Annotated in this window: 19 protein-coding genes; 6 read left to right on the top strand and 13 right to left on the bottom strand. The window is 45.8% G+C overall.

The window, feature by feature from the left end; genetic code table 11:
• Window positions 1–27 precede the first annotated feature (27 nt).
• The 6 genes from aspS to QZ157_RS04755 all read left to right on the top strand — a co-directional run bounded on the left by aspS (window position 28) and on the right by QZ157_RS04755 (window position 6,572).
• On the top strand, window positions 28–1,779 hold the full coding sequence (gene aspS / locus QZ157_RS04780) for an aspartate--tRNA ligase (protein ID WP_295142538.1): 1,752 nt from the start codon (window positions 28–30) through the stop codon (window positions 1,777–1,779).
• Window positions 1,780–2,136: 357 nt separating this feature from the next.
• Complete coding sequence (locus QZ157_RS04775; RefSeq protein ID WP_295142536.1) at window positions 2,137–2,703, top strand: adenylate kinase; 567 nt, start codon at window positions 2,137–2,139, stop codon at window positions 2,701–2,703.
• A gap of 135 nt (window positions 2,704–2,838) precedes the next feature.
• A complete protein-coding gene (locus tag QZ157_RS04770; RefSeq protein WP_295142533.1) occupies window positions 2,839–3,222 on the top strand; it encodes a NirD/YgiW/YdeI family stress tolerance protein in 384 nt (127 codons plus the stop codon).
• Window positions 3,223–3,603: 381 nt separating this feature from the next.
• Window positions 3,604–4,122 carry an inorganic diphosphatase gene (gene ppa / locus QZ157_RS04765; protein ID WP_295142531.1) on the top strand — a complete coding sequence of 173 codons (519 nt, stop codon included), beginning with the start codon at window positions 3,604–3,606 and terminating at the stop codon, window positions 4,120–4,122.
• A 79-nt stretch (window positions 4,123–4,201) separates the two neighbouring features.
• Window positions 4,202–4,735 (top strand): DUF937 domain-containing protein, encoded by a 534-nt coding sequence (locus tag QZ157_RS04760; RefSeq protein WP_295142528.1) that lies wholly within the window; start codon window positions 4,202–4,204, stop codon window positions 4,733–4,735.
• Between the two features lie 667 nt (window positions 4,736–5,402).
• A complete protein-coding gene (locus QZ157_RS04755) occupies window positions 5,403–6,572 on the top strand; it encodes an alpha-hydroxy acid oxidase (RefSeq protein WP_295142525.1) in 1,170 nt (389 codons plus the stop codon).
• 764 nt (window positions 6,573–7,336) lie between these two features.
• On the opposite strand, the gene mnmC is transcribed toward QZ157_RS04755, so the two are convergent.
• The 13 genes from mnmC to QZ157_RS04690 all read right to left on the bottom strand — a co-directional run bounded on the left by mnmC (window position 7,337) and on the right by QZ157_RS04690 (window position 22,645).
• Complete coding sequence (mnmC, locus tag QZ157_RS04750) at window positions 7,337–9,436, bottom strand: bifunctional tRNA (5-methylaminomethyl-2-thiouridine)(34)-methyltransferase MnmD/FAD-dependent 5-carboxymethylaminomethyl-2-thiouridine(34) oxidoreductase MnmC (RefSeq protein ID WP_295142523.1); 2,100 nt, start codon at window positions 9,434–9,436, stop codon at window positions 7,337–7,339.
• Window positions 9,433–11,097: an N-acetylmuramoyl-L-alanine amidase gene (locus tag QZ157_RS04745; protein WP_295142520.1), complete on the bottom strand. Its 1,665-nt coding sequence runs from the start codon at window positions 11,095–11,097 to the stop codon at window positions 9,433–9,435. The genes mnmC and QZ157_RS04745 overlap by 4 nt, the downstream gene beginning before the upstream one ends.
• A complete protein-coding gene (locus tag QZ157_RS04740; protein ID WP_295142517.1) occupies window positions 11,081–12,169 on the bottom strand; it encodes a nitronate monooxygenase family protein in 1,089 nt (362 codons plus the stop codon). The genes QZ157_RS04745 and QZ157_RS04740 overlap by 17 nt, the downstream gene beginning before the upstream one ends.
• Complete coding sequence (gene tyrS, locus QZ157_RS04735; protein WP_295142515.1) at window positions 12,169–13,377, bottom strand: tyrosine--tRNA ligase; 1,209 nt, start codon at window positions 13,375–13,377, stop codon at window positions 12,169–12,171. The genes QZ157_RS04740 and tyrS overlap by 1 nt, the downstream gene beginning before the upstream one ends.
• Window positions 13,378–13,394: 17 nt before the next feature.
• Window positions 13,395–15,593, bottom strand: coding sequence for a RelA/SpoT family protein (locus QZ157_RS04730; protein ID WP_295142512.1), 2,199 nt, complete (start codon window positions 15,591–15,593; stop codon window positions 13,395–13,397).
• On the bottom strand, window positions 15,577–15,795 hold the full coding sequence (locus QZ157_RS04725) for a DNA-directed RNA polymerase subunit omega (RefSeq protein ID WP_295142509.1): 219 nt from the start codon (window positions 15,793–15,795) through the stop codon (window positions 15,577–15,579). Before QZ157_RS04725 ends, QZ157_RS04730 begins: the two co-directional genes overlap by 17 nt.
• Before the next feature lie 15 nt (window positions 15,796–15,810).
• Window positions 15,811–16,530, bottom strand: a complete 720-nt coding sequence (gene pyrH / locus QZ157_RS04720) for a UMP kinase (protein ID WP_295142506.1) — start codon at window positions 16,528–16,530, stop codon at window positions 15,811–15,813.
• A gap of 72 nt (window positions 16,531–16,602) precedes the next feature.
• Window positions 16,603–17,853, bottom strand: coding sequence for a peptidoglycan DD-metalloendopeptidase family protein (locus QZ157_RS04715; protein WP_295142503.1), 1,251 nt, complete (start codon window positions 17,851–17,853; stop codon window positions 16,603–16,605).
• Window positions 17,850–18,662 (bottom strand): FtsX-like permease family protein, encoded by an 813-nt coding sequence (locus QZ157_RS04710; RefSeq protein WP_295142501.1) that lies wholly within the window; start codon window positions 18,660–18,662, stop codon window positions 17,850–17,852. The genes QZ157_RS04715 and QZ157_RS04710 overlap by 4 nt, the downstream gene beginning before the upstream one ends.
• Window positions 18,649–19,320 carry an ABC transporter ATP-binding protein gene (locus tag QZ157_RS04705; RefSeq protein WP_295142499.1) on the bottom strand — a complete coding sequence of 224 codons (672 nt, stop codon included), beginning with the start codon at window positions 19,318–19,320 and terminating at the stop codon, window positions 18,649–18,651. The genes QZ157_RS04710 and QZ157_RS04705 overlap by 14 nt, the downstream gene beginning before the upstream one ends.
• Window positions 19,304–20,482: a tRNA (guanosine(46)-N7)-methyltransferase TrmB gene (gene trmB / locus QZ157_RS04700; protein WP_295142497.1), complete on the bottom strand. Its 1,179-nt coding sequence runs from the start codon at window positions 20,480–20,482 to the stop codon at window positions 19,304–19,306. Before trmB ends, QZ157_RS04705 begins: the two co-directional genes overlap by 17 nt.
• Window positions 20,482–21,699, bottom strand: a complete 1,218-nt coding sequence (locus tag QZ157_RS04695; protein ID WP_295142494.1) for a hypothetical protein — start codon at window positions 21,697–21,699, stop codon at window positions 20,482–20,484. Before QZ157_RS04695 ends, trmB begins: the two co-directional genes overlap by 1 nt.
• The gene (locus QZ157_RS04690) at window positions 21,629–22,645 is read right to left on the bottom strand and encodes an RluA family pseudouridine synthase (protein ID WP_295142491.1); all 1,017 of its coding nucleotides are present in this window, start codon (window positions 22,643–22,645) and stop codon (window positions 21,629–21,631) included. Before QZ157_RS04690 ends, QZ157_RS04695 begins: the two co-directional genes overlap by 71 nt.
• Window positions 22,646–22,663 lie beyond the last annotated feature (18 nt).

The following is a 22,663-nucleotide window of genomic DNA, read 5'->3' as shown; positions in this document are numbered from 1 at the left end:
GCGTTAAAAACAGCAAAAGGAGTGAAAATGCGTAGCCATTACTGCACTGATTTAAGCAGTGCCGACATAGGCAAAGAAGTTACGCTTTGCGGCTGGGTAAATACCTACCGCGACCACGGCGGCGTTATATTTTTAGACCTGCGCGATCGCACGGGACTGATCCAGATCGTATGCGACCCGGCAGATAGCAAGAGCTCTCACGAGGCCGCGTCGCACGTTCGCGACGAGTATGTGTTAAGGATCAAAGGCAAAGTCCGCGCTCGCGGCGAAGGCCTGGTAAATCCGCGCCTAAAAACGGGCGAGATCGAAGTAGTCGCAAACGAAGTGATAGTAGAAAACCCGAGCGAGGCGCTGCCTTTCGTCATCGGCGACGAGAGCGTAAACGAGGACATCAGGCTAAAATATAGATTCTTGGACCTTAGAAACGAAAAACTTCAAAATATCTTTAAAATGCGCTCAAAAGCGGCGATCGCGGCTAGAAACAGCCTAGATAAAATGGGCTTTATCGAGTTCGAAACGCCGATTTTAACGCGTGCGACTCCTGAGGGTGCCAGAGACTATCTAGTGCCTAGCCGCGTATATCCGGGTCAGTTTTATGCCCTGCCGCAAAGTCCGCAGCTTTTTAAACAGCTTTTGATGTGTTCCGGCTTTGATAAATATTTCCAGATCGCAAAATGCTTCCGCGACGAGGACTTGCGTGCCGATAGACAGCCTGAATTTACGCAGATAGATATCGAGATGAGCTTCATCGAGCAAGAAGATATCCTAAATATGGCCGAAACCATGCTAAAAGACGTATTTGCCGCATGCGGATACGATATACAAATCCCTTTCCGCCGCATGAGCTACAAAGAGGCTACCGAGAGCTACGGTAGCGATAAGCCGGACCTACGCTACAACCTAAAGATGATCGACGTTATCGACATTTTCGCGCGCTCTAGCAATGAAATCTTTAGCAAAATCGCAACCGAACCTAAGAAAAACCGCATCAAAGCGCTAAAAGTACCAAACGGCGACAACATATTTAGCAAGCGCGAGATGAACAGATTTGAGGAATTCGTCCGCAAATTCGGCGCTCAAGGCCTTGGCTACTTCCAGATGAAAGAGGACGGGCTAAAAGGACCGCTTTGCAAATTTTTCGAGCAAAGCGACCTTGACGAGATTGTCGCTCGCTGCGAGCTAAAAGTCGGCGACGTCGTATTTTTCGGTGCCGGCAAGAAAAAAGTCGTACTTGACTACATGGGGCGATTTAGGATTTTCCTCGCAGAGCAAATGGGTATCATCGATCAAAACAAAATGGAGTTTTTATGGGTGCTTGACTTCCCGATGTTTGAGCAAAACGACGACGGTAGCTACTCAGCCATGCACCATCCGTTTACCATGCCTAAAAACATCGACGAGCCCGATCTCGAAGACATCCTATCGGTCGCTCACGACGTCGTGCTTAACGGCTATGAGCTTGGCGGCGGTAGCGTGAGGATACACAAAAACGACGTTCAGCAAAAGGTATTTAAGCTACTTGGCATCGACGAGGCCGAGCAACGCGAGAAATTCGGCTTCTTGCTCGATGCATTAAGTTTTGGCGCGCCTCCGCACGGCGGTATCGCGATCGGCTTTGACAGGCTAAATATGCTAGTAAACAAAACCAGCTCGATCCGCGACGTCATCGCCTTCCCTAAAACCCAGCGCGCTCAGTGCCCACTAACGAAAGCGCCGAGCGAAGCTAGCGGTGAGCAGTTGAGAGAATTAGGGTTAAGGCTACGAGAAAAAGAAAAATAAGCTTGAAAGCGTCGTCTCGCCGCGCTATACGTCGTTGGTTTTAAAATTTGTCGCTCCGCAGGCTATACGCCTAGCGCACGCTTAAATTTTAAAACCGCCTTGTCTAGCTTGGCGATACTTCCGCTTCAAATTTAGTTGATTTTATTTTTTATTGAAAGAAAAAGCAAAGCATTAAAATCGTCGTAAGATATTTCTGCTTTAACTTTTTATAACAAAAATGAAGGTGAAGTATTTTTCGCTTAGACGAGGCGGATTTTAATTTTTAAGCGTAGATAGAACATATAGTTCATCGAGCTTAAAAATTAAAATTCAACGAAGTATAAGTAGAAAAAGGCAAGCCGTTTTAAAGGAAATTTTATGAAAAAACTATTTTTAATCATCGGCGCTCCGGGTTCGGGCAAAACCACCGACGCATCGCTAATCGCACAAGAGGACGCCAAATTTGCGCACTTCTCGACCGGAGATCTACTCCGCACAGAGGTTGCCAGCGGCTCAGAGCTTGGCAAACTAATCGACGGATTCATCTCAAAGGGTAACCTAGTCCCGCTTGACGTCGTCGTAAACGCGATCGTCTCAGCGATCAAAAGCTCGGACAAATCAAACGTCATCATCGACGGTTACCCGCGCAGCGTCGAGCAGATGACCGAGCTAGACAAGGTGCTAGCCGCGCAAAACGAGATCGCGTTAAAAGGCGTGATCGAAGTGGACGTTAGCGAAGCCGTCGCACGCGAGAGAGTACTCGGACGAGCGCGCGGAGCCGACGACAACAATGAGGTTTTCAACAACCGCATGAAGGTTTATCTAGAGCCGATCGAGGCGATACGTAAATTTTACAAAGAAAAAGGCCTACTTCACGTCGTAAACGGCGAGCGTGCGATCGAGCCTATCGTAGCCGACGTCAAAGCTCTCGTAAATAGCCTATAAATATTTTTTAGAGCCTCAAGCTAGGCTCTAAATTTAAGCTTCCCATAAATCCAAATTAACAAAAAATTCACGGAATATCATTAAAATCCGCACTATGATTTCACAAAAATCACATAAAATTTTAAAGGATACGTAATGTTTAAGAAAATAGTTTTATCAGCGGCTCTTGCAAGCGCTATGTTTGCGGCGGGCGGATTTACCGGCTCAAACGCGCAAGGCACGGCAAATCAAGGCGGCTTCGTCGGCAAAGGCGCCTTGAGCGCAAGCACGGTAAAACAAGCCCTAGCGCTACCGGATGACGCTCGCGTCGCACTTGAGGGCAAGATCGTCTCCGAGTTTCGCCCGGAGCACTATCAGTTCGTAGATAGAAACGGCGACGCGATCGAAGTCGAGATCGATCACAAGGACTGGAGAGGCATAACCGTCGATGAAAACACGCCCGTGCGCATCTACGGTGAGGTTGATAAGGACTTTACTAAAACCTCTATCGACGTAAAAAGTATCGAAATAATCAAATAATTTTGGGGCGGTTCGCCGCCCGAATTTATCTTAAATTTACCGCTTTAAATTTAATCCGCAAAACGTAAATTTAACCAGCAACATTCTAATTTCCAAGCGCAATCCAAATCCGTCGTTTGTTGAAGCCGATTAAAATCTAAAACAGTACCGCTACGACAGTGCCGCCTTTAAATTTTACAGCCTATAAATCTCGCTGTTCGCCGAATTTTAAGAAAGCGAATTTACCGCCGTAAGCCAGCCAAATTTTAGCTAGCAAAAGCTCTCGTTTTACTCCAAATTTAGCCGAGATTTTATATAATCTCTTACTCAAATTTCAAGGCAAGTATCTCAAAGCGTTTTGTTACAAAACGCCGCGTGATAGGAGCTTTACAAAGGATAAAAATGGACGTTTCAAAAATCAAAGCAGGTTCAAACCCAGACAAAATCAACGCCGTGATCGAGATCCCGTACGGCTCGAACATAAAATACGAAATCGACAAAGATAGCGGCGCGGTCGTGGTCGATCGCGTGCTCTACTCGGCGATGTTCTACCCGGCAAACTACGGCTTCGTGCCAAACACTCTCGCAGCAGACGGCGATCCTGCCGATATATTGGTGCTAAACGAATACCCTCTACAAGCAGGCAGCGTGATCCCGTGCCGCCTAATCGGCGTGCTCGTGATGGAGGATGAAGCAGGTATGGACGAGAAGCTACTGGCCGTACCGGTTACCAAGATCGATCCGCGATTTGACGGGATCAAAAGCTATAAAGACCTACCTGAGGCCACGCTAAATAAGATCAAAAATTTCTTTGAAACTTATAAAATTTTAGAGCCTAACAAATGGGTCAAGGTTAAAGAATTTAAAGACGCCGACGCCGCGAAAGAGATCCTGGACGCGGCAATCAAAAACTACAAATAAGCCGCTCTCTCGGCTTGCTTGGCCGCCGTTTCGTTAAACCCAAACAAGCGGCGGCAAATTTTAATCAAAAAGGATAAAAATGGATATACTAAAGCTACTTTTGGGCAACTCCGGCGGTATGATAGACGCGATGTCGCAAAAAAGCGGACTGGCGGCAAACGACGTAGAGGCCGTAATTTCTAAGGTCGCGCCGATTTTCATGCAAAGAGCGAACGAAAATTTTAAATCTGACGCGGATTCGTCAAATTTCCTAGAGATGATCCGCCGCTCAAACCTTGACGAGATGGCTGACGCCCCGCAAAACATTAGCGTCGCCGAAGGTAACGAGCTACTAGGCGTACTAACGGGCTCAAAAGAAAACAGTAACGCCCTAGCTAGCGACGTGGGTTCGCAGCTGGGCATCAGCGCGGACTCTATCAAAACCTTGCTACCGATGATCGCGCCGATGATCGCGGGCATGATAAACAACCAGCTAAAAGCCTCAAATTTGCAAGGCTCTGCAGACAGCGGCTCCATGATGTCGATGCTTACGCAGTTTTTGGATCAGAACAAAGACGGCTCGATCGTGGACGATATTTTTAGGATCGCAGGCAACTTTTTAGGTAAAAAATAGACTTTAACTCCTTAAGGCCTTTGCTAAAATAATAAAACGGCAAAGGTCTTGATTAGATCTTATTCGTAAATCCAAATTTTTCTTGCGTAAATTTAATCCCCATCCGTACAAAACCCATTTGCTACCGCCGATTATCCGCCTTATTCGTGCCGATGATTTACTTTAAAAAATAAGCCTCAAAAATCGTAAAAGCCTACGGCCTGCGCGAGTTAGCGACCAGGCGCACGAAACCAATGCTCGTCGCTACGCTTACCCCCGCAAAATTTTTTTTACAAATTTTATACGAAAAATTTTCTTTTTTTACTGATTTACCTTTAAAATGCGTCTTAGCAGGCTTAAATTCTGTTCTAAAATCTTAAATTTGATTTGCTTTATTATAATGTAAATCTAGCTTAATTATTTAAGTATTATTTCATTAAAGTCAAATTTAAACCCAAAATTTGTTTCTATTTTACACACTATAAAAGCAAAAAATACCTACGCTCCGTGGCGTATCCATGATGCCGTAAAGAGTAACCAAGCGAAACAACGATAAATTTTTTGCTGAAGAACGCTGTATAAAGCTCAAATTTTCTTTATTCAAAACATTAGACGATAACTTTTATTGCTTAAAAAGAGGCAATGAGAGATAATTACTCCGATTTAAATTTTTTACAAAGGATAAAAAATGAAAGACTTAACTTTGATGACCAACATCGAAGACCTAAGGCAAGTGTGCTACCGCAACGTGCCTAAAATGTTTTATGAGTACGTAGATACGGGATCTTGGACACAGACCACGTACCGCGAAAACCGCACGGACTTCGAGCCGATAAAATTTAAACAAAAAATCCTAGTAGATATGGCAAATCGCAGCCTAGAGACCCAGCTGCTAGGCAAAAAGGTAAAATTTCCGGCTATGACCGCACCGGTGGGTTTTATGGGTATGATGTGGGCGGATGGCGAGATACATATGGCGCGCGCCGCTCAAAAATTCGGCATACCTTTTACGCTCTCTACTATGTCGATCTGCTCGATCGAAGACCTAGTCGAAGCCGGAATCGAACCGTTTTGGTTTCAGCTTTACGTTATGCGCGATAGAGAGTTTATGAAAGACCTAATCCGCAGGGCAAAAGCCGCAAAATGCTCCGCTCTCGTCGTCACGGTCGATCTGCAAGTGCTGGGAAATCGCCACCGCGATATCAAAAACGGTCTATCTACGCCGCCTAAATTTACGATACCAAATCTCATAAATCTAAGCACGAAAATCCCGTGGGGACTAAGGTATCTAAAAAACAGACGCTGGACGTTTAGAAATATCGCCGGCCACGCAAAAAACGTAAGCGATCTAAGCTCGCTAAGCTCATGGACTAAAGAGCAGTTTGATCCGAGCTTGCAGTGGAGCGACATCGAGGAGATCAAAAATCTCTGGGGCGGTAAGATAATTTTAAAAGGCATTATGTTGCCCGAAGACGCGCAGCTAGCCGTCAAGCACGGCGCAGACGCCATCATAGTATCAAACCACGGCGGACGTCAGATGGACGGCACTCTCTCCTCGATCAAGGCGCTACCTGATATCGTCGCAGCCGTCGGCGATAAAACCGAGGTGTGGATAGATAGCGGATTTTACACCGGTCAAGATATGCTAAAAGCGTGGGCTATGGGCGCAAAAGGCGTAATGCTCGGACGCGCGCCTGTTTACGGACTTGGCGCATACGGCGAGGAAGGCGTTACGCGAGCGCTGCAGATCCTATACAACGAGATGGATACGACGATGGCTTTTGCCGGACATAGGGATATCAAGGACGTAACAAACGATATTTTGATCCCAGGCACCTACCCCACGCCAAGCATTTAGACGAGTTAGGCGGATTTAATTGGCATGCGGCTGCGATAATCCGCCTTTATCTTATTTTAAACTTAAATTTAGGCGCTTGGACAAATTTATACCTGATTTACCGAGCGCCCGGCCTAGAGCAAATTTAACGCAGGCTCGCCGCATAAACCAAAGGCGGCGCAAAATCGCTTTGTATTAAATTTATCCTACCGCCCGCAAACTGCGTCGCCTTTTTGCTTAACGTAAAATCTCTTAAAATATTGTAGCGACTAGCCTGACCTAATCTTGGTTTAAAATCCCAAACAACGGCATTTTTGGATTTTACCTCTATAAAATTTACGAAATAAAACAAAATTTGCCGACTCAAAAGATGATTTTATCAGCTTCTCTCGTTTGCCTTAAATTTAATCCGCCCGGTCTTGGCAAAAGATAGCACGGTTTGCGCTACTTAAAAATTCTCTCGTCAAATCACGCAGTCAGGCTTTGTCGGTTTTTGATTTATATTGGCAAGGCGTGGGGCTAAAGCCGAGTTTACGGGCATATTTTGCCGTTTTGCAGATATATCTTTAGCCTTGGCGCCTAAACTTTAAGCTTTAGCCGCTAAATTTAGCACAGCCCGCAAAAAGGCCGTTTCGCTCGCGCTCTTAGCCGAGTTTTTGATTGCGCCTAATTTGATGCGCCGTTTTACAAAGCAAGGCTGTTTGCTAAATTTAAGTTGCCGCAACGTCAAATTTATAAGCGACCGAGGCAATATCTAAATTAAAATCTTGACGCGCCAAAAAAGCTTATTTTAGCCCTTTTTTAAGCTTTCTAATAAGAAATCTCGCCAAATTAAGCTCGTCAAAAAGCGATTTTTCGATGCAAAGCGGACGGTCAAAAATAAGATCGCAGATGAGTTCGGCGCCTAGCACGGCCGTACAAAGCCCGCGCGAGCCGTGAGCGGTGCTTACGTAGACGTTTGGCACGTATTTTGGATGCGGATTGGACTTGCCTTTCGTCCAAAGCAGCGATTTGTAGGTATCTTTATAAAAATGCTCATCATAAAGTCGCCCGATGAGCGCAAATCGGTCGCCGCTATAGCTGCGGTAGCCTACTTTTGAGCCGATTATTCGTATGTTTTGCGGTATTTTAGCTGCGATGTTTGAGCTGTTTTCAGGCACAGTCAAATTTGACGCATCTCGCGCCTGTACGGGGTTGCTCGCGGTTTTGGCCGGCAAATCCATGATTTTGCTTAAATTTACGCCGCCCTTGCTCAGCTCCAAGCGATCCGTATTTTCAGCATCGCCGTCTGGGCCGATAGTCAAATTTAGCTCCCGCGCTCCGTTTAAATTTAGCCACTCGTTTTTTGCAAATTTGCCGTCCAAAAACTCGGCAACGTCGGCTAAATTTTTCTTATCGTCGCTAGAGCGCGACTCGTCCAAAAAAAGATTTCTATCATAAGTCGCGCCGATCACTTGCACGCCTTGGGTAGGCGGGCATACGTAGCCTTTAGCGCTAAAGGGCGCAGGCGTCCAAACGGCTGGCTTAATATGCGTGACCTGGCCGCGCACGGAGCTGAGCCTGATGTCGTAGTCCGCAAAGAGCTCCATACTCTCGCTACCGATAGCTAGCACGAGTACGTCGGAGTCAATGATTCGTCCATCCTTAAAGCGCGCCCTAACCGCGCCGCTCTCAAGCGTCTCAAAGTTCTCAAATTCACAGTTTAAAAGCGTTTTTATGCCTGCAATTGCAGCCTTGCACATCTTTCTGGGGCGAGCTTTTGCGCCGCTAAAGATAAACGCGCTAGCGTAGGGCTCGCTATCGAATTTTAGCTCAAAAACGCCGTTATCCGCGTCAAATTCGTGCCACTCGTAAAAGCGCTCCAGCGTCTTTTGCTCGTACGCGTAGTCCGTCGCGCCGCAAAACTCTATCTCATCAGCGCCGAGGTTTTGGCCGTAAAAGCGCGCCGCCTGCAAAAACGCGTTCATATGCATGCGGCCTAAATTTACGGTTGGTTTCGTGATAAGCGGCATCAAGATCCCGCAGTGATTTCCGGAGCCGTTTAGTGCGATGTCGCTGCACTTTTCGGCGATCGTGACGTCTAGGCCGCGCTGGCGCAACTTAAACGCGCAAACGCAGCCCGCCACGCCGCCGCCGATAATTAGCGCCGTCTTTGGAGCGATCGTGGCGGCGGGATCAAATCTGCTAAACCAAATCTCGCTTCTAGCTTGTCGCTCGCCCGCAAATTTGGCACGTAGCATCTCGCGCTTTTTGCCGTAGCCTTTTAGCAAATTTACCTCAAAACCGCTATTTTGCAGGGCTCTTTTTAGCGCGCCCGAGGCCGAATACGTGCAAACGCTAGCACCAAAAGCGCATAAATTTGCGATTTTAGCGCAAACCCGCTCGCTCCACATCGCTTCGTTTTTAGCAGGAGCAAAACCATCCATAAAAACAGCGTCCGCGATAAAGCTAAGCTCGTCTAAAACCGTATCCACATCGCCAAAGCATAAAGTAAGCGTGACGTTTGGAGCTAAATTTAATCTATGAAATCCGCGAATAAGAGGCGGGTAGGCACCCAAAAGCTCGCCTGAAACGTCCGCAAGCTCGCTAAAATTCGCGTAAATTTTAGCTAGATCGTCTCTAGCGATAGGCGTTTTTTCGACACTTACGAAATTTAAAAATTTATCAGAGTTTTTAAATCTTTTAAAAGCGCAGAGGAAATTTAACCCCGCACCAAATCCCGTCTCAAGCACGTTAAATTCGCTCTTTTTCTCCCAAAATTCATCAAAAACGGAGTTAAAAACGTACTCGCTCTGGCCTATGGGATCATCTGCGTTAAAGTAAATGTCGTCAAAATCGGGACTAAACGGGACGGCGCCTCTAAAAACAACTCGCGCGCTTTTCATCGCTGATTTGAAAAATAGACGTCTACGCCGTCTGCAAGCCCCTTGGCTAGGGCGTCTTGGTATTTTGAGTTGTTTATTAGCTCGCCCTCGCTAGGATGCGTGATATAGCCGACTTCGACTAGGACCGCTGGCATCAGCGCGCCTACTAGTACCCAAAACGGAGCCTCGCGCACGCCGCCGTCGGCGGTCTTTGGTATCACGGTTTTAGCCTGCGCCAAAACTTCACGCTGAACGTCGATAGCTAGCTTATTTGAGGCGATGATTTTTTCGCGATTAAGGAAATTTAAAAATGTCTGCTTAGAAAAATAGTTCATTTCATCGACGTCCGATTTATTTTCGAGCGCGGCGGCGTTTTTGCTACGCTCGGAGCGAGCCGGCGAGAGGAAAAAGGTCTCGATACCTCGCATAGATGCGGTCTTTGCCTTGTTTGGCGCGGCGTTTGCATGAATGGAGATGAAAAGATCCGCAGCCTTGTCGTTTGCATACTTCGTGCGGTCGCGAAGGTTGATAAATTTATCCTTGCTGCGCGTGTAATAAACCTTGTAGCCGCGTCCTTGCAGCTCTTTGCCCGCCTTTTGCGCGATACTTAGCACGATATTTTTTTCTTTGAGCTGGCCGTTTACGGCGCCTGGATCGTCGCCACCGTGCCCTGCGTCAAGGACGATGACTTTGCCTTTAGCGCTTGTGATTTTTTTAGTACTTGGGGTTTTTACCAAAGGAACGGGCGTCTCCTCCTCGGGCTTAGGTTTTGGAGCGATTTCTTGGTCGTTTTGGGCGGATTTAGCGGCTTGCTCGGCTTTGGTTTGCTGATTTTTAGGCTGAATTTTTTCGTTTTGTTTCGGTTCTATTTGAGCTTTTTGAGCCGCTTTTAAATTTTCCTTGCTTTTGCTTTCCGGCGTTTTAACGCTTAAAGAGTCCGAATTTTGAGCGGTTGCTTTTGAAAATATCACGGATTGATTTTGGACGCGCAGCTTTAAATTATGCTTAAATTTATCGATGAACACCACCCTAACGGTATTTGCGTCAAACTGGCTAATGCGAATCTCGTCGACTAGATAATTTTTGATCCTCTGCGGTTTACCCCCGCTCCAAATGCCCTTAAATTCATATATGCTTTTATATGAACCTTTTTGATTTAGATCGGTCTTTTTTACGTCGCCGCCGTCTAAGGGACGGCTAAATTTTAGCTCCAGCTTACCGCCGGTATCTGCCGCCTCTAGCAGATATAGAGTCTGTGTCTTTACGTTTTGCGCATTTTTGCTAGATAGCGGAGCGGATGAAAGCTGTTTTAATTTAACCGGCTCTTTTTGCTCCGGCTCTTTTGCTTTGGTTTCTTTAGCGGGTTTGGACTCTTGTTTAGGGCTAGCGCTCTTTGGCTGCGGTATACCGGCTAGCTCTTTTTCGTAAGACTTGCTATCAAGCCCTAACGTTTTGGAGCTTTTTATTAGCCTTTTTAGGCTTTCGGCTCTTAAATTTACGTTATTTTCCATTATGGATTTTACGTAAAGCGTCCTTAGTTCTTGATGCATGGCGATTTTATCTTTATTGCTTGCGCTAGCGAAATTTTTATCGAATTTATCTAGACTCGATAAAGCGCTAGCATAAACCGCACCGGTAAGAAAGAATAAAAATATTAAAAATACTTTAACTATCTTCGCCATTTATCAGTTTTTCAAATAGCTCTTTTACGCTTATGATCTCGTTTAGCCTGTATCCGTTGGCGCCGGTGAAAAACAGTCCCGTGTCTTTTCGTCCCGCAAATGCGTCGTAAAGACGGTCTGCGATACAGTAGCCGACTTCTTTAGCTTCCTTGCCGCGCTGGCACGGGCTTACGCAGTTGCTTACGCAGCTGATTTTGGGCCCTTGGCGTTTATCCACCAAATTTAGCAAATTCGTCCTGACGCCGCGAGCAGGATATCCTACGGGGCTTTTGATTAGCTCGATGTCCTCTTTTTTGCAGTTTAAAAGTACTTGCTTAAATTCCTCCGAGGCGTCACACTCGTGAGTGCCGATAAAGCGAGTGCCCATCTGTACGCCGTTTGCGCCTAGACTAATCGCCCTATCGATGTCGCTTTTATCCCAGATGCCGCCTGCGGCAAATAGCGGGATATCTCCCCACTCTTTGATCTCGGCCGCTACTTGCGGGATTAAATTTTCTAGGCTATACGCGGGATCTAGGCACTGCTCGTAGGTAAAGCCCTGGTGACCGCCGCTAAGAGGCCCTTCAAGCACCACCGCGTCAGGAAGCCTGCCGTAGCGCCCCTGCCAGCGTTTGCAGATGATTTTTAGCGCCTTGGCCGACGATACGATGGGTACCAAAGCGACATCTGGGAAACCGACCGTAAATTCGGGCAAATTCGTAGGCAAGCCAGCACCCGTGATGATCACGTTTATGCCGTGGTCGCAGGCGTCTTTTACGATGCGATCGTAGTCGTTGCTAGCATATAGGATATTTACACCAAGGGGCCTGTCGCCGCAAATTTTACGAGCGTTATCGATAACGGCTTTTAGCCCCGCGCGCGAGTAAAAATTTCCGCTACCGTATGGCTTGGCGTTTAGCTCTTTGGTGATGTATTTTCGCCCTTCGTAGTAGCCCGTTCCCACAGAGCTTATAACGCCTAGACCGCCTTCTAGGCTGACGTTTCCGGCGAGCCTATCCCAGCTGATGCCAAGCCCCATTCCGCCTTGGATTATGGGGTGAGCTATCTCGTATTTTCCGATTTTTACCGACATCACGTTACCTTTAATTTCGCAAATTTTCGCTTGCCTACCTGCAAGATATATTCGCCCGCTTCTAGCTTTAACTGCTCGTCGCTTAGCTTTTGTTGATTTATACTGACGGCGTTTGCGGCGATATCGCGGCGGGCTTGAGAGTTTGAGCTAGCTAGCCCGCACGCCGTTAGAGCTTCTACCACCCAAACGCCCGCTTTTAGCTCAAATTCGGCTATTTCGGTAGGGATTTGATTTTGCGAGTGTACGCGGTCAAATTCGGCATTTGCCTCTTTCGCCGCCGCTTCGCCGTTATATCTGGCCGTGATTTCTAGCGCGAGAGCCTCTTTTACGGCTTTTGGGTGAGCTTTGCCGCTAGCTACGTCTGATTTTAAATTTGCGATTTCCTCGGTACTTTTTTCGCTTAAAAGCTCGTACCAGCGCCACATCAGCTCGTCGCTGATACTTAGCGTTTTAGCAAACATATCGTTTGGTGCGTCGGTTACGCCGATATAGTTTCCTAGGCTCTTGCTCATTTTATTTACACCGTCAAGCCCCTCTAAAAGCGGCATCATGATGACGGCTTGTTCTTTACCGACGTTATAAACTCGCTGCAAGGTTCGCCCCATCAGAAGGTTAAATTTCTGATCCGTGCCGCCCATTTCGATATCGCATTTCATCGCGACGCTATCGTAACCCTGCAAAAGCGGATACAAAAACTCGCTAATAGATATCGGACTGCCCGCGTTTAGACGCTTTTCAAAGTCGTCGCGCTCAAGCATCCTAGCCACGGGAAAGGTGCTAGTTAGCTCCACGATACCCGCAGCCCCCAGCTCGTTACACCATTTTGAGTTAAACATTATGCGCGTTTTGCTCGGATCTAAAATTTTAAACACCTGCTCCTCGTATGTTTTGGCGTTTTTCTTAACGATGTTTGCATCAAGCTTTTTTCTAGTCGCCGATTTGCCGCTAGGATCGCCGATTTGCCCGGTAAAGTCGCCTATTAAAAACTGCACTATCGCGCCGTGCTTTTGTAAAAAAGCCATCTTTTGAAGCACCACGGAGTGTCCTAGGTGCAAATCCGGAGCCGTCGGGTCAAAGCCTGCTTTAACGTAGAAATTTTCGCCTTTTTCGTAGTAGTTTTTTACTAAATTTTCTATGCGCTCCTCGTCTATCATCTCGGCGACGCCTTTTTTTATCTCGCTCATTATTTTGCTCAAATTTTCGCCCATTTTCTCTCCTAAATTTATTAATGTCCGTATGCGTCGTCAAGCGACACGAAGTCAATGATCTTGTAGCGATCTTTTAGCCGCTCTTTTATTTCGTTTACGTTTAAATTTTCGCCAAGCTCGATCGTTAGCTCAAAAAGATCGGCCGTAGCCTCTCTGGTTTCAGTAAGGCTGATCGTTACGAGGTCGATTTGCATTTTCGCCATAAAAGTTAAAAACTCGGCTAGCGATCCGCGCCTGTTTTCAAGACTCAAAATAATCTTAAATCTATGCGGAGCTATCTTCGTCCATTTGACGAAAATCATCTCATTTTTCTCCTCCGCTAGCTTCATAAACCGTTCACAAAGCTTGTGATGAACTGTAACGTGATGGTAGTTTCTAAAGCCCACGATATCGTCGCCGCGTTTTGGATTGCAGCAATAATCAAACTCTACGCTATTTATTTTGTGATTCGAGTAGATCACGATATTTTCAAATTTTTGCTTTTTTACGTTATATTTATCCGTTAGTGCGATGGCAAATGGACGGTCTTTTTTTACGTATTTTTTTAGCGCGTTTACGATGTCTTGTAAGTAAACCGAGTCAAATGCGGCCTTAAAAATTTTCTTGGTTAAATTTTCGCTATCCACCCACTGCGATATAGTTTCGGAAGGAACGCCGAAAATCCCGCTTAAAATCTCAAGCGCAACCATGTTATTTATATCTCTTATCTTTTGCTTGCAGTATGAGCGTATCGTAGCTCTAGCCTTGCCCGTTTTTACGCTGCTTAGCCACGAACAACGGTATTTTGGCTCATCGCCCGTTACGATGCTCACTATGTCGCCGTTTTTTAGCTCCGTTAGTAGCGGCACTCGCATACGGTTTACATAAGCCTCTTTTGCATATAGTCCTACTTGCGTATGTATCTCGTAAGCATAATCAAGCGCGGTCGCGCCGCGAGGAAGCGTAAATATATCTCCCTTTGGCGAATAAACCGCGACGTCTTCTACGTAGAGGCTATCTTTTGCGTATTCGTAGAGCTCCTCCGGATTCTCGTTTGCCTCTTCTATGCCGTTTTCTATGCCGCTGATGTCGCTTAGCCAGTCGAGTTTCGGGTTTAAAAAGCCGCCGCTTTTATATTTCCAGTGCGCCGCGACGCCATACTCTGCGGTTTTATGCATATCAAAGGTACGAATTTGCACCTCAAAGATGCTTTTGTTATCAAATATCGTCGTGTGTATGGTTTGGTAACCGTTTTGCTTAGGAAGCGCGATATAGTCTTTAAAACGCGATATTAGAGGATTAAAATTTATATGTAAATTTCCAAGCACTAAATAGCAATCCTGCGGCTCCTTAACCAGCACGCGAGCGGCTAATAGATCAAGTACCTCCTCTATAGAGATACCTTTTCGCTGCATTTTTAGATAGATAGAGTAGTGGTGCTTGACGCGCTTTTGTATCTCAAAGTCTGTTTCGCTAAAACCGTTTTCAAGCAAAATTTGAAAAATTTTATCGGTAAACGCGTTTAGCTTTAGTACGAGCTGTTGCTTATGCTCGTTTAAATAATCGTCTATTTTTTTGTATTCTTCCGGTAAAGCGTATTTAAAACTAAGATCGTCAAGTACGTTTTTTATGGACGAGATACCTAATCTATGCGCGATAGGGGCATAAACCATCAACGTCTCTTCGGCGATTCGCTTTTGCTTTTCGGGGCGCAAAGCTTGTAGCGTTAGCATGTTATGCAGTCTATCGCAAAGCTTCACAACGAGCACCCTCACGTCCTCGATCGATATAAGCAGCATCTTACGAAATGTCATAGCTGACGCCGCCAGACGCTCGTTTGATTCCGAGCTTGCTAGCTTATCCTCTCTGATAGCTACGATTTTAGTTAGTCCTTCGACTAGCTTTGCTACCTCTTCGCCAAAGTCCTCACGTACGCTTTCTATCGATCTATCCGTATCCTCGACCACGTCGTGTAGCAAGGCGGCGATAATCATATCCTCATCCCCGCCCATATGCGCTACAATGCAGGCTACTAAGATTGGGTGTATCGCGTAGGGTTCGCCGCTTTTTCTAAACTGTCCGGCATGAGAGATGACGCAGCACTCGACGGCGCGCTCTAAATTCGGAGTAAAGCACACTAGCGAGCCAAGTAGCACACGCGCCTGCGATACGTCTTTGCATGCAAGCACGTCGTCTATTAGCTGCTCTAGTAAAAACCCGCTATTTGGCTGCTTCAACTATGCCCTCTAAAGCTATTTTACCCTCGGCTATCTCGCGCAATGCGATATCGGCAAATTTCATCTTGCTAACATCGATATCAAGCAGACTTTTTGCTCCGCCGGCTAGCGCCTCGGCTCTTTTGGCTACGACTAGAGCAAGCTTATATCTATCGTCTCCGACGAGTTTTAAAGCCCTTGCCGCTACTTCTTCAGATCTCATTTATTCTCCTTAAATTTAATTTCTCACGACGGAGCAAAACGCGCTCTCGTCGCCTTGTATGATTTTAAGCAAATTCCCGTCTTTAAACATATTACAGACTAAGATCGGTAGCGAGTTGTCTTTAGCTAGCGCTATGGCCGTATCGTCCATCACTTTGATATCGTCGCTCATAGCAAGCTCGTAGTTTAGCTCTTTTAGCAGCGTCGCATCGTCGAATTTATTCGGATCTTTATCGTAAACGCCGTCTACTTTCGTAGCTTTGATTATCATATCCGAATCAATCTCGATAGCGCGCAAAGTCGCAGCCGTATCGGTGGTGAAAAACGGATTTCCCGTGCCTGCGGCAAATATCACCACGCGACCTTTTTCAAGGTGTCTGTTTGCGCGTCCTACGATAAAGGTTTCGCAGATAGCCTCCATCTTTATCGCGCTTTGTACGCGTACGTCTAGGCCTACGCTCTCTAGCGCTTCTCTCATCGCGATAGAGTTTATCACGGTAGCTAGCATACCCATATGATCGCCGCTAGTGCGCTTTATGATGCCGTCTCTAGCCGCGCTAACTCCGCGTATGATGTTGCCTCCGCCGATAACGATACCCACTTGGATACCGTTTTCTACTAGCTCTTTTATCTGTTTTGCGATAAATTTAAGCACCGCGTTATCTATGCCAAAACCGCTATCTCCGGCTAACGCCTCGCCTGAAAATTTAACTAAAATTCGCTTCTTTTTCTCCATTTTTCATCTCCTTAAAATTTTGCGATTTTAACTAAATTTGCTTTAAATTTTGCTAATCCGCCCGAAAAACGGCTATTTTAAGCCGATTATCTCAAGCGGATCTATATGATAGTTTTTTTGCGTAACTTCAAAGGTGAGATCTCGCTGAACGCGACCGATGACATAGCCTTTTTGCACTTTAGCGCCTACTTTTACGGTAGGAGCGATCTGGCTAAGGTGTGCGTAGATAGTGTGGATGCCGTTTGGATTTTCGATAATTACGACTTTATCTAGCATCGCGGTTTCTTTAGCAAAGACCACTTTACCGTTAAATACGCTTTTTACCTTCGCGTCCGGCGAATTTGCGCTTAGCACGACCGATTCGTTAAAAATTTTGATGCTATAGATAGGGTCTACGTAGTTGCCGAATTTTTGCTTAACGGTAAAGCTCTCAAGCGGTGCGATCGTTTTTTCGCCGCTATATTTTTTCACGAGGCTAGTTTGATAGCTCGAGCCAAACTGCTTCACGTCGCCATCAGACGCGCTCACGCCGGCCTCGCCTTTTTTATTGTTCTTATTTTTTTGAGCTTTGGCTTCGGCCGCTTTTTGCGCGGCTAGAGCTTTTTTAGCCTCTTCGCTCTCTCTTTTTGCGACGATTTTTAGCTCTTCTAGCGTCTTTCTGATCTCGTCTTGTTGGGCTTGCAGGCGCGAGAGTTGCTTTTGATAAATTTCTTTATCTCGCTTTAAATTTGCCAGCGTTTTCATCTGCTTATCTTGCAGGGAAACTAGCTCGGCTTGCTTGAATTTAAAATTTTTTAAATTTGATTTTATGCCCTCTATCTTATCGTTTTGGGTTTTTATCAAATTTTGCGTACTTTCATACTGCTTGGCAAGCGCGTTAAAATCGTCTTTTAGTACCGAATTTAACTTACTTAGTATCTCCGTGGCGATGATGCTATCTTCGCCCTCGGCGTATTCTTTAGGCATTATAAGATCAAATGAAAACTCGTCTGATATGATACGCACGATACTTTTTTGGATATCTTTTTGACTTTGGGTTAAATTTTTATTTTGATTTACCAGCTCATCAAGCTCGTTGCCCGCGCTTTTAGCGCTATTTTCCAGCTGCGCTATTTGCATGATGAGCTCTTTCATCTTATCATCGGTTTGTTTAACGCTTTTTTCGCCGCCTATGATATCGCCGGCTAGGTCGTCTAATTTTTTATTCAGCTGTTTTTCAAGGTCTTTTGAGGACTCAAGATAAGTCGTTTGGTTTCTGATTTTTTCGTTAGTATTAGCCAAAAGCGCGCAAAAAGCCGCTAGCAAAAGCAAGGCGACTCTCATATACCCGTTCTACTCTTTCGCATAACGGTATAAACGGCTAGAAAACTAAGCGTCAAAGAGACTAAAAGCAGCATCGCTCCGTCATAAAACGCATCGATTGCGGGGAAATTTATATTTAAACCGCTCGCAGCGTCTTTTACGGGCTGAAAATCAGGTAAAAACGCGTAAAAAACAACCGTAAAAACGGTTGCGATAAACGAATCAAATAGCGCGGTTTTGTATAGCGCGCCAGATTTTAGCCACGAAGGAGCGCCAAGCAGCGTCATGATCTCGATACGTTCCTTATGCTCGTAAAGCCAAATTCGCATCTGCTTTAAGATAAGCATAAGGCCGATGAGTCCGATGAGGCAGGAAAATATCGCCGAAATATTTTTAACGAGCTGTAAAATTTTATAGACCTTATCGTGCGTTTTAGAAAACGTCTCTACCCTGCTCACGCCCGCGATTTTTGCTATTTTATCTTTGATTTCGCTCATGTATTGCGTACTTGGGAAGGCATTTAGTCTAAGCGAGTAAAATTTAGGCAAAGCCTCTTGCAAAACGGCGATATTTTTAGCCGAGATGTCCTTTGATAGCTTTTCTAATACGGATTTTGAGCTAAGAGGCTCAAGCGACTCAAACGTATAAACAAGCGGCTTTACGTCGGTAGCGTTTAGTTCGTTTTGACTCACGATGATGATGGTATAGTCTTTGTTCATCATATTTTCGTATTCGCTAAGGGCGCGATTTGCCGACAAGATAAACTCTATACCAGCAAGCAAGGCTACGAGCGGGATGATAACGCTAAGGTGATTTTTAAAGGATTTCATATATGCGTCCGTTTTCTATAACCAGATGTCTATAAGGCACTCTTAGCGATACCGGTATATGGTGCGTAACTACGACGATACAAGTGCCAAGATACTCTTTTGCCGAGCGCAAAAGTCCCCAAATAACGTCGCTTGAGTATTCATCTAGGCTACCAGTCGGCTCGTCGCAAAGCAACAAATTCGGATTATGCGCCAAAGCCCTAGCCATCGCTGCTCGCTGCTGTTCTCCGCCGCTTAGCTCGTTTGGAAATTTATCGGCTCTATGGAGCAAATTTACGTGCTTTAAAAGCTTGGTCGCCTGATTTTTACAGACGCTTGCGCTTAGACCTTTTATCATCAACGGCAACATCACGTTTTTTTCGATATTCCACTCGCTTATCAAGCGATAATTTTGAAAAACCACGCCGATTCGTTGCCTTAGTTTGTCTAAATTTTGCTGAGTTATATCCGTCATATCCGTCAAACAAACGCTCAAAGAACCCGCGCTTGGCTTCATCTGGCCGTAAAAAGACTTTAAAAGCGTGGACTTACCGCTACCGCTTTGCCCCGTGATAAAAACGAAATCATCAGAATAAATGTCAAATTTAGCGTCCGTTATTAGATTTTGCTCGTTCTCGTACCCTAGGCACAGTCCGCTTGCGCTAATTATTTTTTGCATCCGCTAAATACTCCTTAAACGCAAGATGCGCCTTTAAATTTTCAGCCGTAACGAGCGGCTTTTTTATAAAATATTCCGCGCCTTTTTCGCCGAGCAAGACATAGCAATGCTCGGGTGCGTTAAATGCACCAAACGCCGCGCGAATTAAAATTTCGCCGCCCTCTTTTTCGTATTTTTCCTCTAAATGCAAGAAAAAATCATCCTCTTTTATCGTTTGGTTGCTAAATTTAGCCGTGATCTTACTCGTGTCGTAGCCGTTTTCAAATTTTAGCTCGCCCTGATCTGCTCTAGGCTTGCTTTGCTTTTCGCAGGTAAAGATAACGTCGTAAATATCTTTTTGATGCCTTTTCCAGCGGTCTTCATATTTGCTGCTTACTTTTAGATTGCGGTTTTTATAAATTTGCACGTCGGCGTCGCTTAGATCTAAAATTTGCGCCAAAGTAAAGTCCGCATACTCGCGGCTATCGGTTCTTAGCTCAAATTTGCCGCCAGCTTTTAGCGTTCGTTCGCACCCTAGGGCAAATTTCGCCGAGGCTACGCGCCTATGAGGAGCGTCGTCCCAAGGTACGGGAAAATGCAAGAAAATCTTATCTATAAAATTTGACTCCACGAGCGACAAAAGCAGTCTCGCGTCGCAGTTTACGAGCATGACGTTGTTTAGATTTTTAGCTTTAGCCAGCTTTGCGACCTGCTCGAGCGAGGGTTTATAGACCTCGATGCCGACGACTAGGGTATTTGGATTATTTTCCGCCTGGAATAGCAAGTGCCTGCCCGAACCAAATCCGATCTCGATAAATTTGCTCTCAAATTCGCTCTTAGTTAAATTCTCAAGCAGCTCGCCCACGCTAAAGATCGCCGAATATTTTTGCGTGAGGCGCGTATTTTTTACCGCGATGGCTTCACTTAAAATTTGATCGCAATAAAGCTCTTTAAATTTAACCAGAGCATTTTGCAAAAGCCCTATTTTAGCAGGTTTTGTTAGCTTTTCGCCTTTTACTACCCAATCATTTTCGCGCTTTTTTAGCGTGATAAAAAACTCCTCGCTAGAGCTTTTGGTATAAACGAGGCTAACGCCTTGCCTGCCGCGAGCCTCCCACAAAAAGCTTATCTCGCCGCAATCTTTTGGAGTAAAATTTACGTTTTTAGCTATAAAATTGGGCATTATTCGACGGTTATCTCGGCTTTTGCAGAAGCATCGGAGCTTATGCCGTATTCATCTACGGCGATCACTTTATAGCTGTATTTTTGCCCGTAAGCAACGCCGTTATCGACGAATTCGTTGCCCGTTATATTTGTAAATTTTTGCTCGCTTCCGCCGCCGTCTCTTATAACGGTAAAGCTTCTAGCCTTATCAGAGGCGTTCCACGTGAGCTTAACCGCCGTGCTGTCGGCCACGATAGATGATACGACCGGCGCGTCGATAGCTCCTAGCGTCATGCCAATGATAGGCTCGCTAGGCTTTTTAGACTCTAGGCCGTCTTTATCGACGATGGTGATTTTATAGTATCTTGTCGCGCCGTTTTCGTTTATGAGATCCTCGTAGCTGTTTGACGTGGTTTTAACAAGATAAGTGTAGGGCATAAATTTACTTGACGCGCTGTAAATTTTATAGTAGGCAAAGTCGTCGCTAGCCACGCTATCCCATATCAAAATAATCTTTTTAGGCGCGTTTTGAGTAGCTTGGGCGTTTACGACCTCGTTTGGTAGTTGCTTTGTTGTAGAGTCCACGATCTCGCTCGGTTTTGAGATCGTGCCGCTAGTCGTTTTTACGAAAACTCTATACTTGTAGCTTTTGCCAGACTTCACGTCGTCATCGATATACTCGGCGTTTAGTCTGCCTTTTACCTCGGCGATTTGCCTCCAATTTTCTTTATTTATATCTGCTTTTTCGATGACGTAAGACGCCGTGCGAAGATCAGGATGCGGTCTCCAGATGAGTTTTACGCGCTCAGGTAAATTCGTAAGCGCTCTAACGAAAGGTACCGAGTCCATAAGAGGCTTAGTCGTCGCGCTAACGACGATGCCTTGATTTGAGACTTGTTTGCTCTCGTTATACGTCCTCATCTCGTACGAGTATGTCGTCTCTGGGGCTAAATTTGCGTCCACATAGTGGCTGGCAAAGCGGTCTTTTATGTCGGCTACGACCTTCATTTTGCCGTTATTTTCGTTTGGATTTGAGCGGTATAGATAGTAGCCCGCGACGTTTGAAGTCGGAGTCGGCGTCCACTCAAAGCCAACTTCAGTCATATCGCTTATGGTTTTTAGGCTCTGGACGGTCGGTAAATTCGCATTTACTTGCGCGGGACCGCTAGATGATACGCATCCACTCATCATAACGGCTAAAGAGCTCGCTAAGCCCCATAAAATCAATCTTTTCATCTATATTCTCCTTGCTAAATTTGCTAAGTAAAATTTCACTAAAATCATCCCAAATAGGCGCGACAAAGCTCATTTGCCCGCCCGTGCGCGGATGCGTGAAATATAGCCCGTAGGCGTGAAGCATTACTCGGCCGATTTTATCCTTTTCGCTCTTAAAACCGTATAAAGCATCGCCCAAAATATGGCGGTTTAGGCTAGCTAGATGCACTCTTATCTGATGAGTTCTGCCTGTAAAAAGCTTTGCCGCGATCAAATTTACGCCCGCGTTTTTACCCTGCGCGGAGCCGTCAAATTCGCCAAAAAGCAAATTCGCAAAGGCGCTTTTTGCCGCGCGACCGCTTGAAACTATCGCCTTTTTTAGGCGGTTAGCGGGATTTCGTCCGATAGCTCGCTCGACGATGCAGTTTTGCTTGAGCGGCAAATCCGTTAGCGCTAGATATATGCGCCCCATACTTTTGTCGCTTAGCTGACTTGAAAGCGCGGCGTGAGCGGCGTTGTTTTTAGCTACGACGATAGCTCCGCTAGTGCCTTTATCTAGCCTGTGCACGATACCCGCCCTGCTTTGTCCGCTTAAATTCGACAGCAAAAATCCCTTTGCCCCGAGCCAATCCACAAGCGTAGGCTCCTTGACGCTGGGAGCTGGATGGACGACTAAATTTGCCGGTTTATTTAGCACGAGCAAATCCTCGTCCTCGTAAATGATCGGCACTTCGAATTCCGCTTCAAATTTAGCCGTATTAGGCTCGCTTTGCTCAAATTTTATCCTCAAAACGTCGCCTAAATTTAGCTTTGCGGAGGGCTTAGTTAGCGGCTTGCCGTTTAGGCTAACCAGCCCGCTTTTTATCAAATTTAGCGCTTGGTTTCTAGCGACGTTTAGCTCGGCCGCCAAAAACGCGTCCGCCCTCGCCTTCGCATCTTCTAAAATTTTGATCTCTTTTTCCGTCATTTTTAGATTTGTTTCCTT

It is taken from the genome of uncultured Campylobacter sp., assembly GCF_905372745.1.
Taxonomy (GTDB): Bacteria; Campylobacterota; Campylobacteria; order Campylobacterales; family Campylobacteraceae; genus Campylobacter_A.
The sequence above is the reverse complement of the archived record's forward strand: the minus strand, read 5'-3'. Positions and strand labels throughout refer to the sequence as shown.

Bases quoted from the DNA above. Each gene is read 5' to 3' on its own strand.
- tyrS (WP_295142515.1), bottom strand. From the start codon at position 13,377: ATGGGCGAAAATTTGAGCAAAATAATGAGCGAGATAAAAAAAGGCGTC.
- QZ157_RS04690 (WP_295142491.1), bottom strand. From the start codon at position 22,645: ATGACGGAAAAAGAGATCAAAATTTTAGAAGATGCGAAGGCGAGGGCG.
- QZ157_RS04745 (WP_295142520.1), bottom strand. From the start codon at position 11,097: ATGGCGAAGATAGTTAAAGTATTTTTAATATTTTTATTCTTTCTTACC.
- QZ157_RS04710 (WP_295142501.1), bottom strand. From the start codon at position 18,662: ATGAAATCCTTTAAAAATCACCTTAGCGTTATCATCCCGCTCGTAGCC.
- QZ157_RS04775 (WP_295142536.1), top strand. From the start codon at position 2,137: ATGAAAAAACTATTTTTAATCATCGGCGCTCCGGGTTCGGGCAAAACC.
- QZ157_RS04715 (WP_295142503.1), bottom strand. From the start codon at position 17,853: ATGAGAGTCGCCTTGCTTTTGCTAGCGGCTTTTTGCGCGCTTTTGGCT.
- trmB (WP_295142497.1), bottom strand. From the start codon at position 20,482: ATGCCCAATTTTATAGCTAAAAACGTAAATTTTACTCCAAAAGATTGC.
- QZ157_RS04725 (WP_295142509.1), bottom strand. From the start codon at position 15,795: ATGAGATCTGAAGAAGTAGCGGCAAGGGCTTTAAAACTCGTCGGAGAC.
- QZ157_RS04740 (WP_295142517.1), bottom strand. From the start codon at position 12,169: ATGTCGGTAAAAATCGGAAAATACGAGATAGCTCACCCCATAATCCAA.
- pyrH (WP_295142506.1), bottom strand. From the start codon at position 16,530: ATGGAGAAAAAGAAGCGAATTTTAGTTAAATTTTCAGGCGAGGCGTTA.
- QZ157_RS04760 (WP_295142528.1), top strand. From the start codon at position 4,202: ATGGATATACTAAAGCTACTTTTGGGCAACTCCGGCGGTATGATAGAC.
- QZ157_RS04705 (WP_295142499.1), bottom strand. From the start codon at position 19,320: ATGCAAAAAATAATTAGCGCAAGCGGACTGTGCCTAGGGTACGAGAAC.
- aspS (WP_295142538.1), top strand. From the start codon at position 28: ATGCGTAGCCATTACTGCACTGATTTAAGCAGTGCCGACATAGGCAAA.
- QZ157_RS04695 (WP_295142494.1), bottom strand. From the start codon at position 21,699: ATGAAAAGATTGATTTTATGGGGCTTAGCGAGCTCTTTAGCCGTTATG.
- mnmC (WP_295142523.1), bottom strand. From the start codon at position 9,436: ATGAAAAGCGCGCGAGTTGTTTTTAGAGGCGCCGTCCCGTTTAGTCCC.
- ppa (WP_295142531.1), top strand. From the start codon at position 3,604: ATGGACGTTTCAAAAATCAAAGCAGGTTCAAACCCAGACAAAATCAAC.
- QZ157_RS04770 (WP_295142533.1), top strand. From the start codon at position 2,839: ATGTTTAAGAAAATAGTTTTATCAGCGGCTCTTGCAAGCGCTATGTTT.
- QZ157_RS04755 (WP_295142525.1), top strand. From the start codon at position 5,403: ATGAAAGACTTAACTTTGATGACCAACATCGAAGACCTAAGGCAAGTG.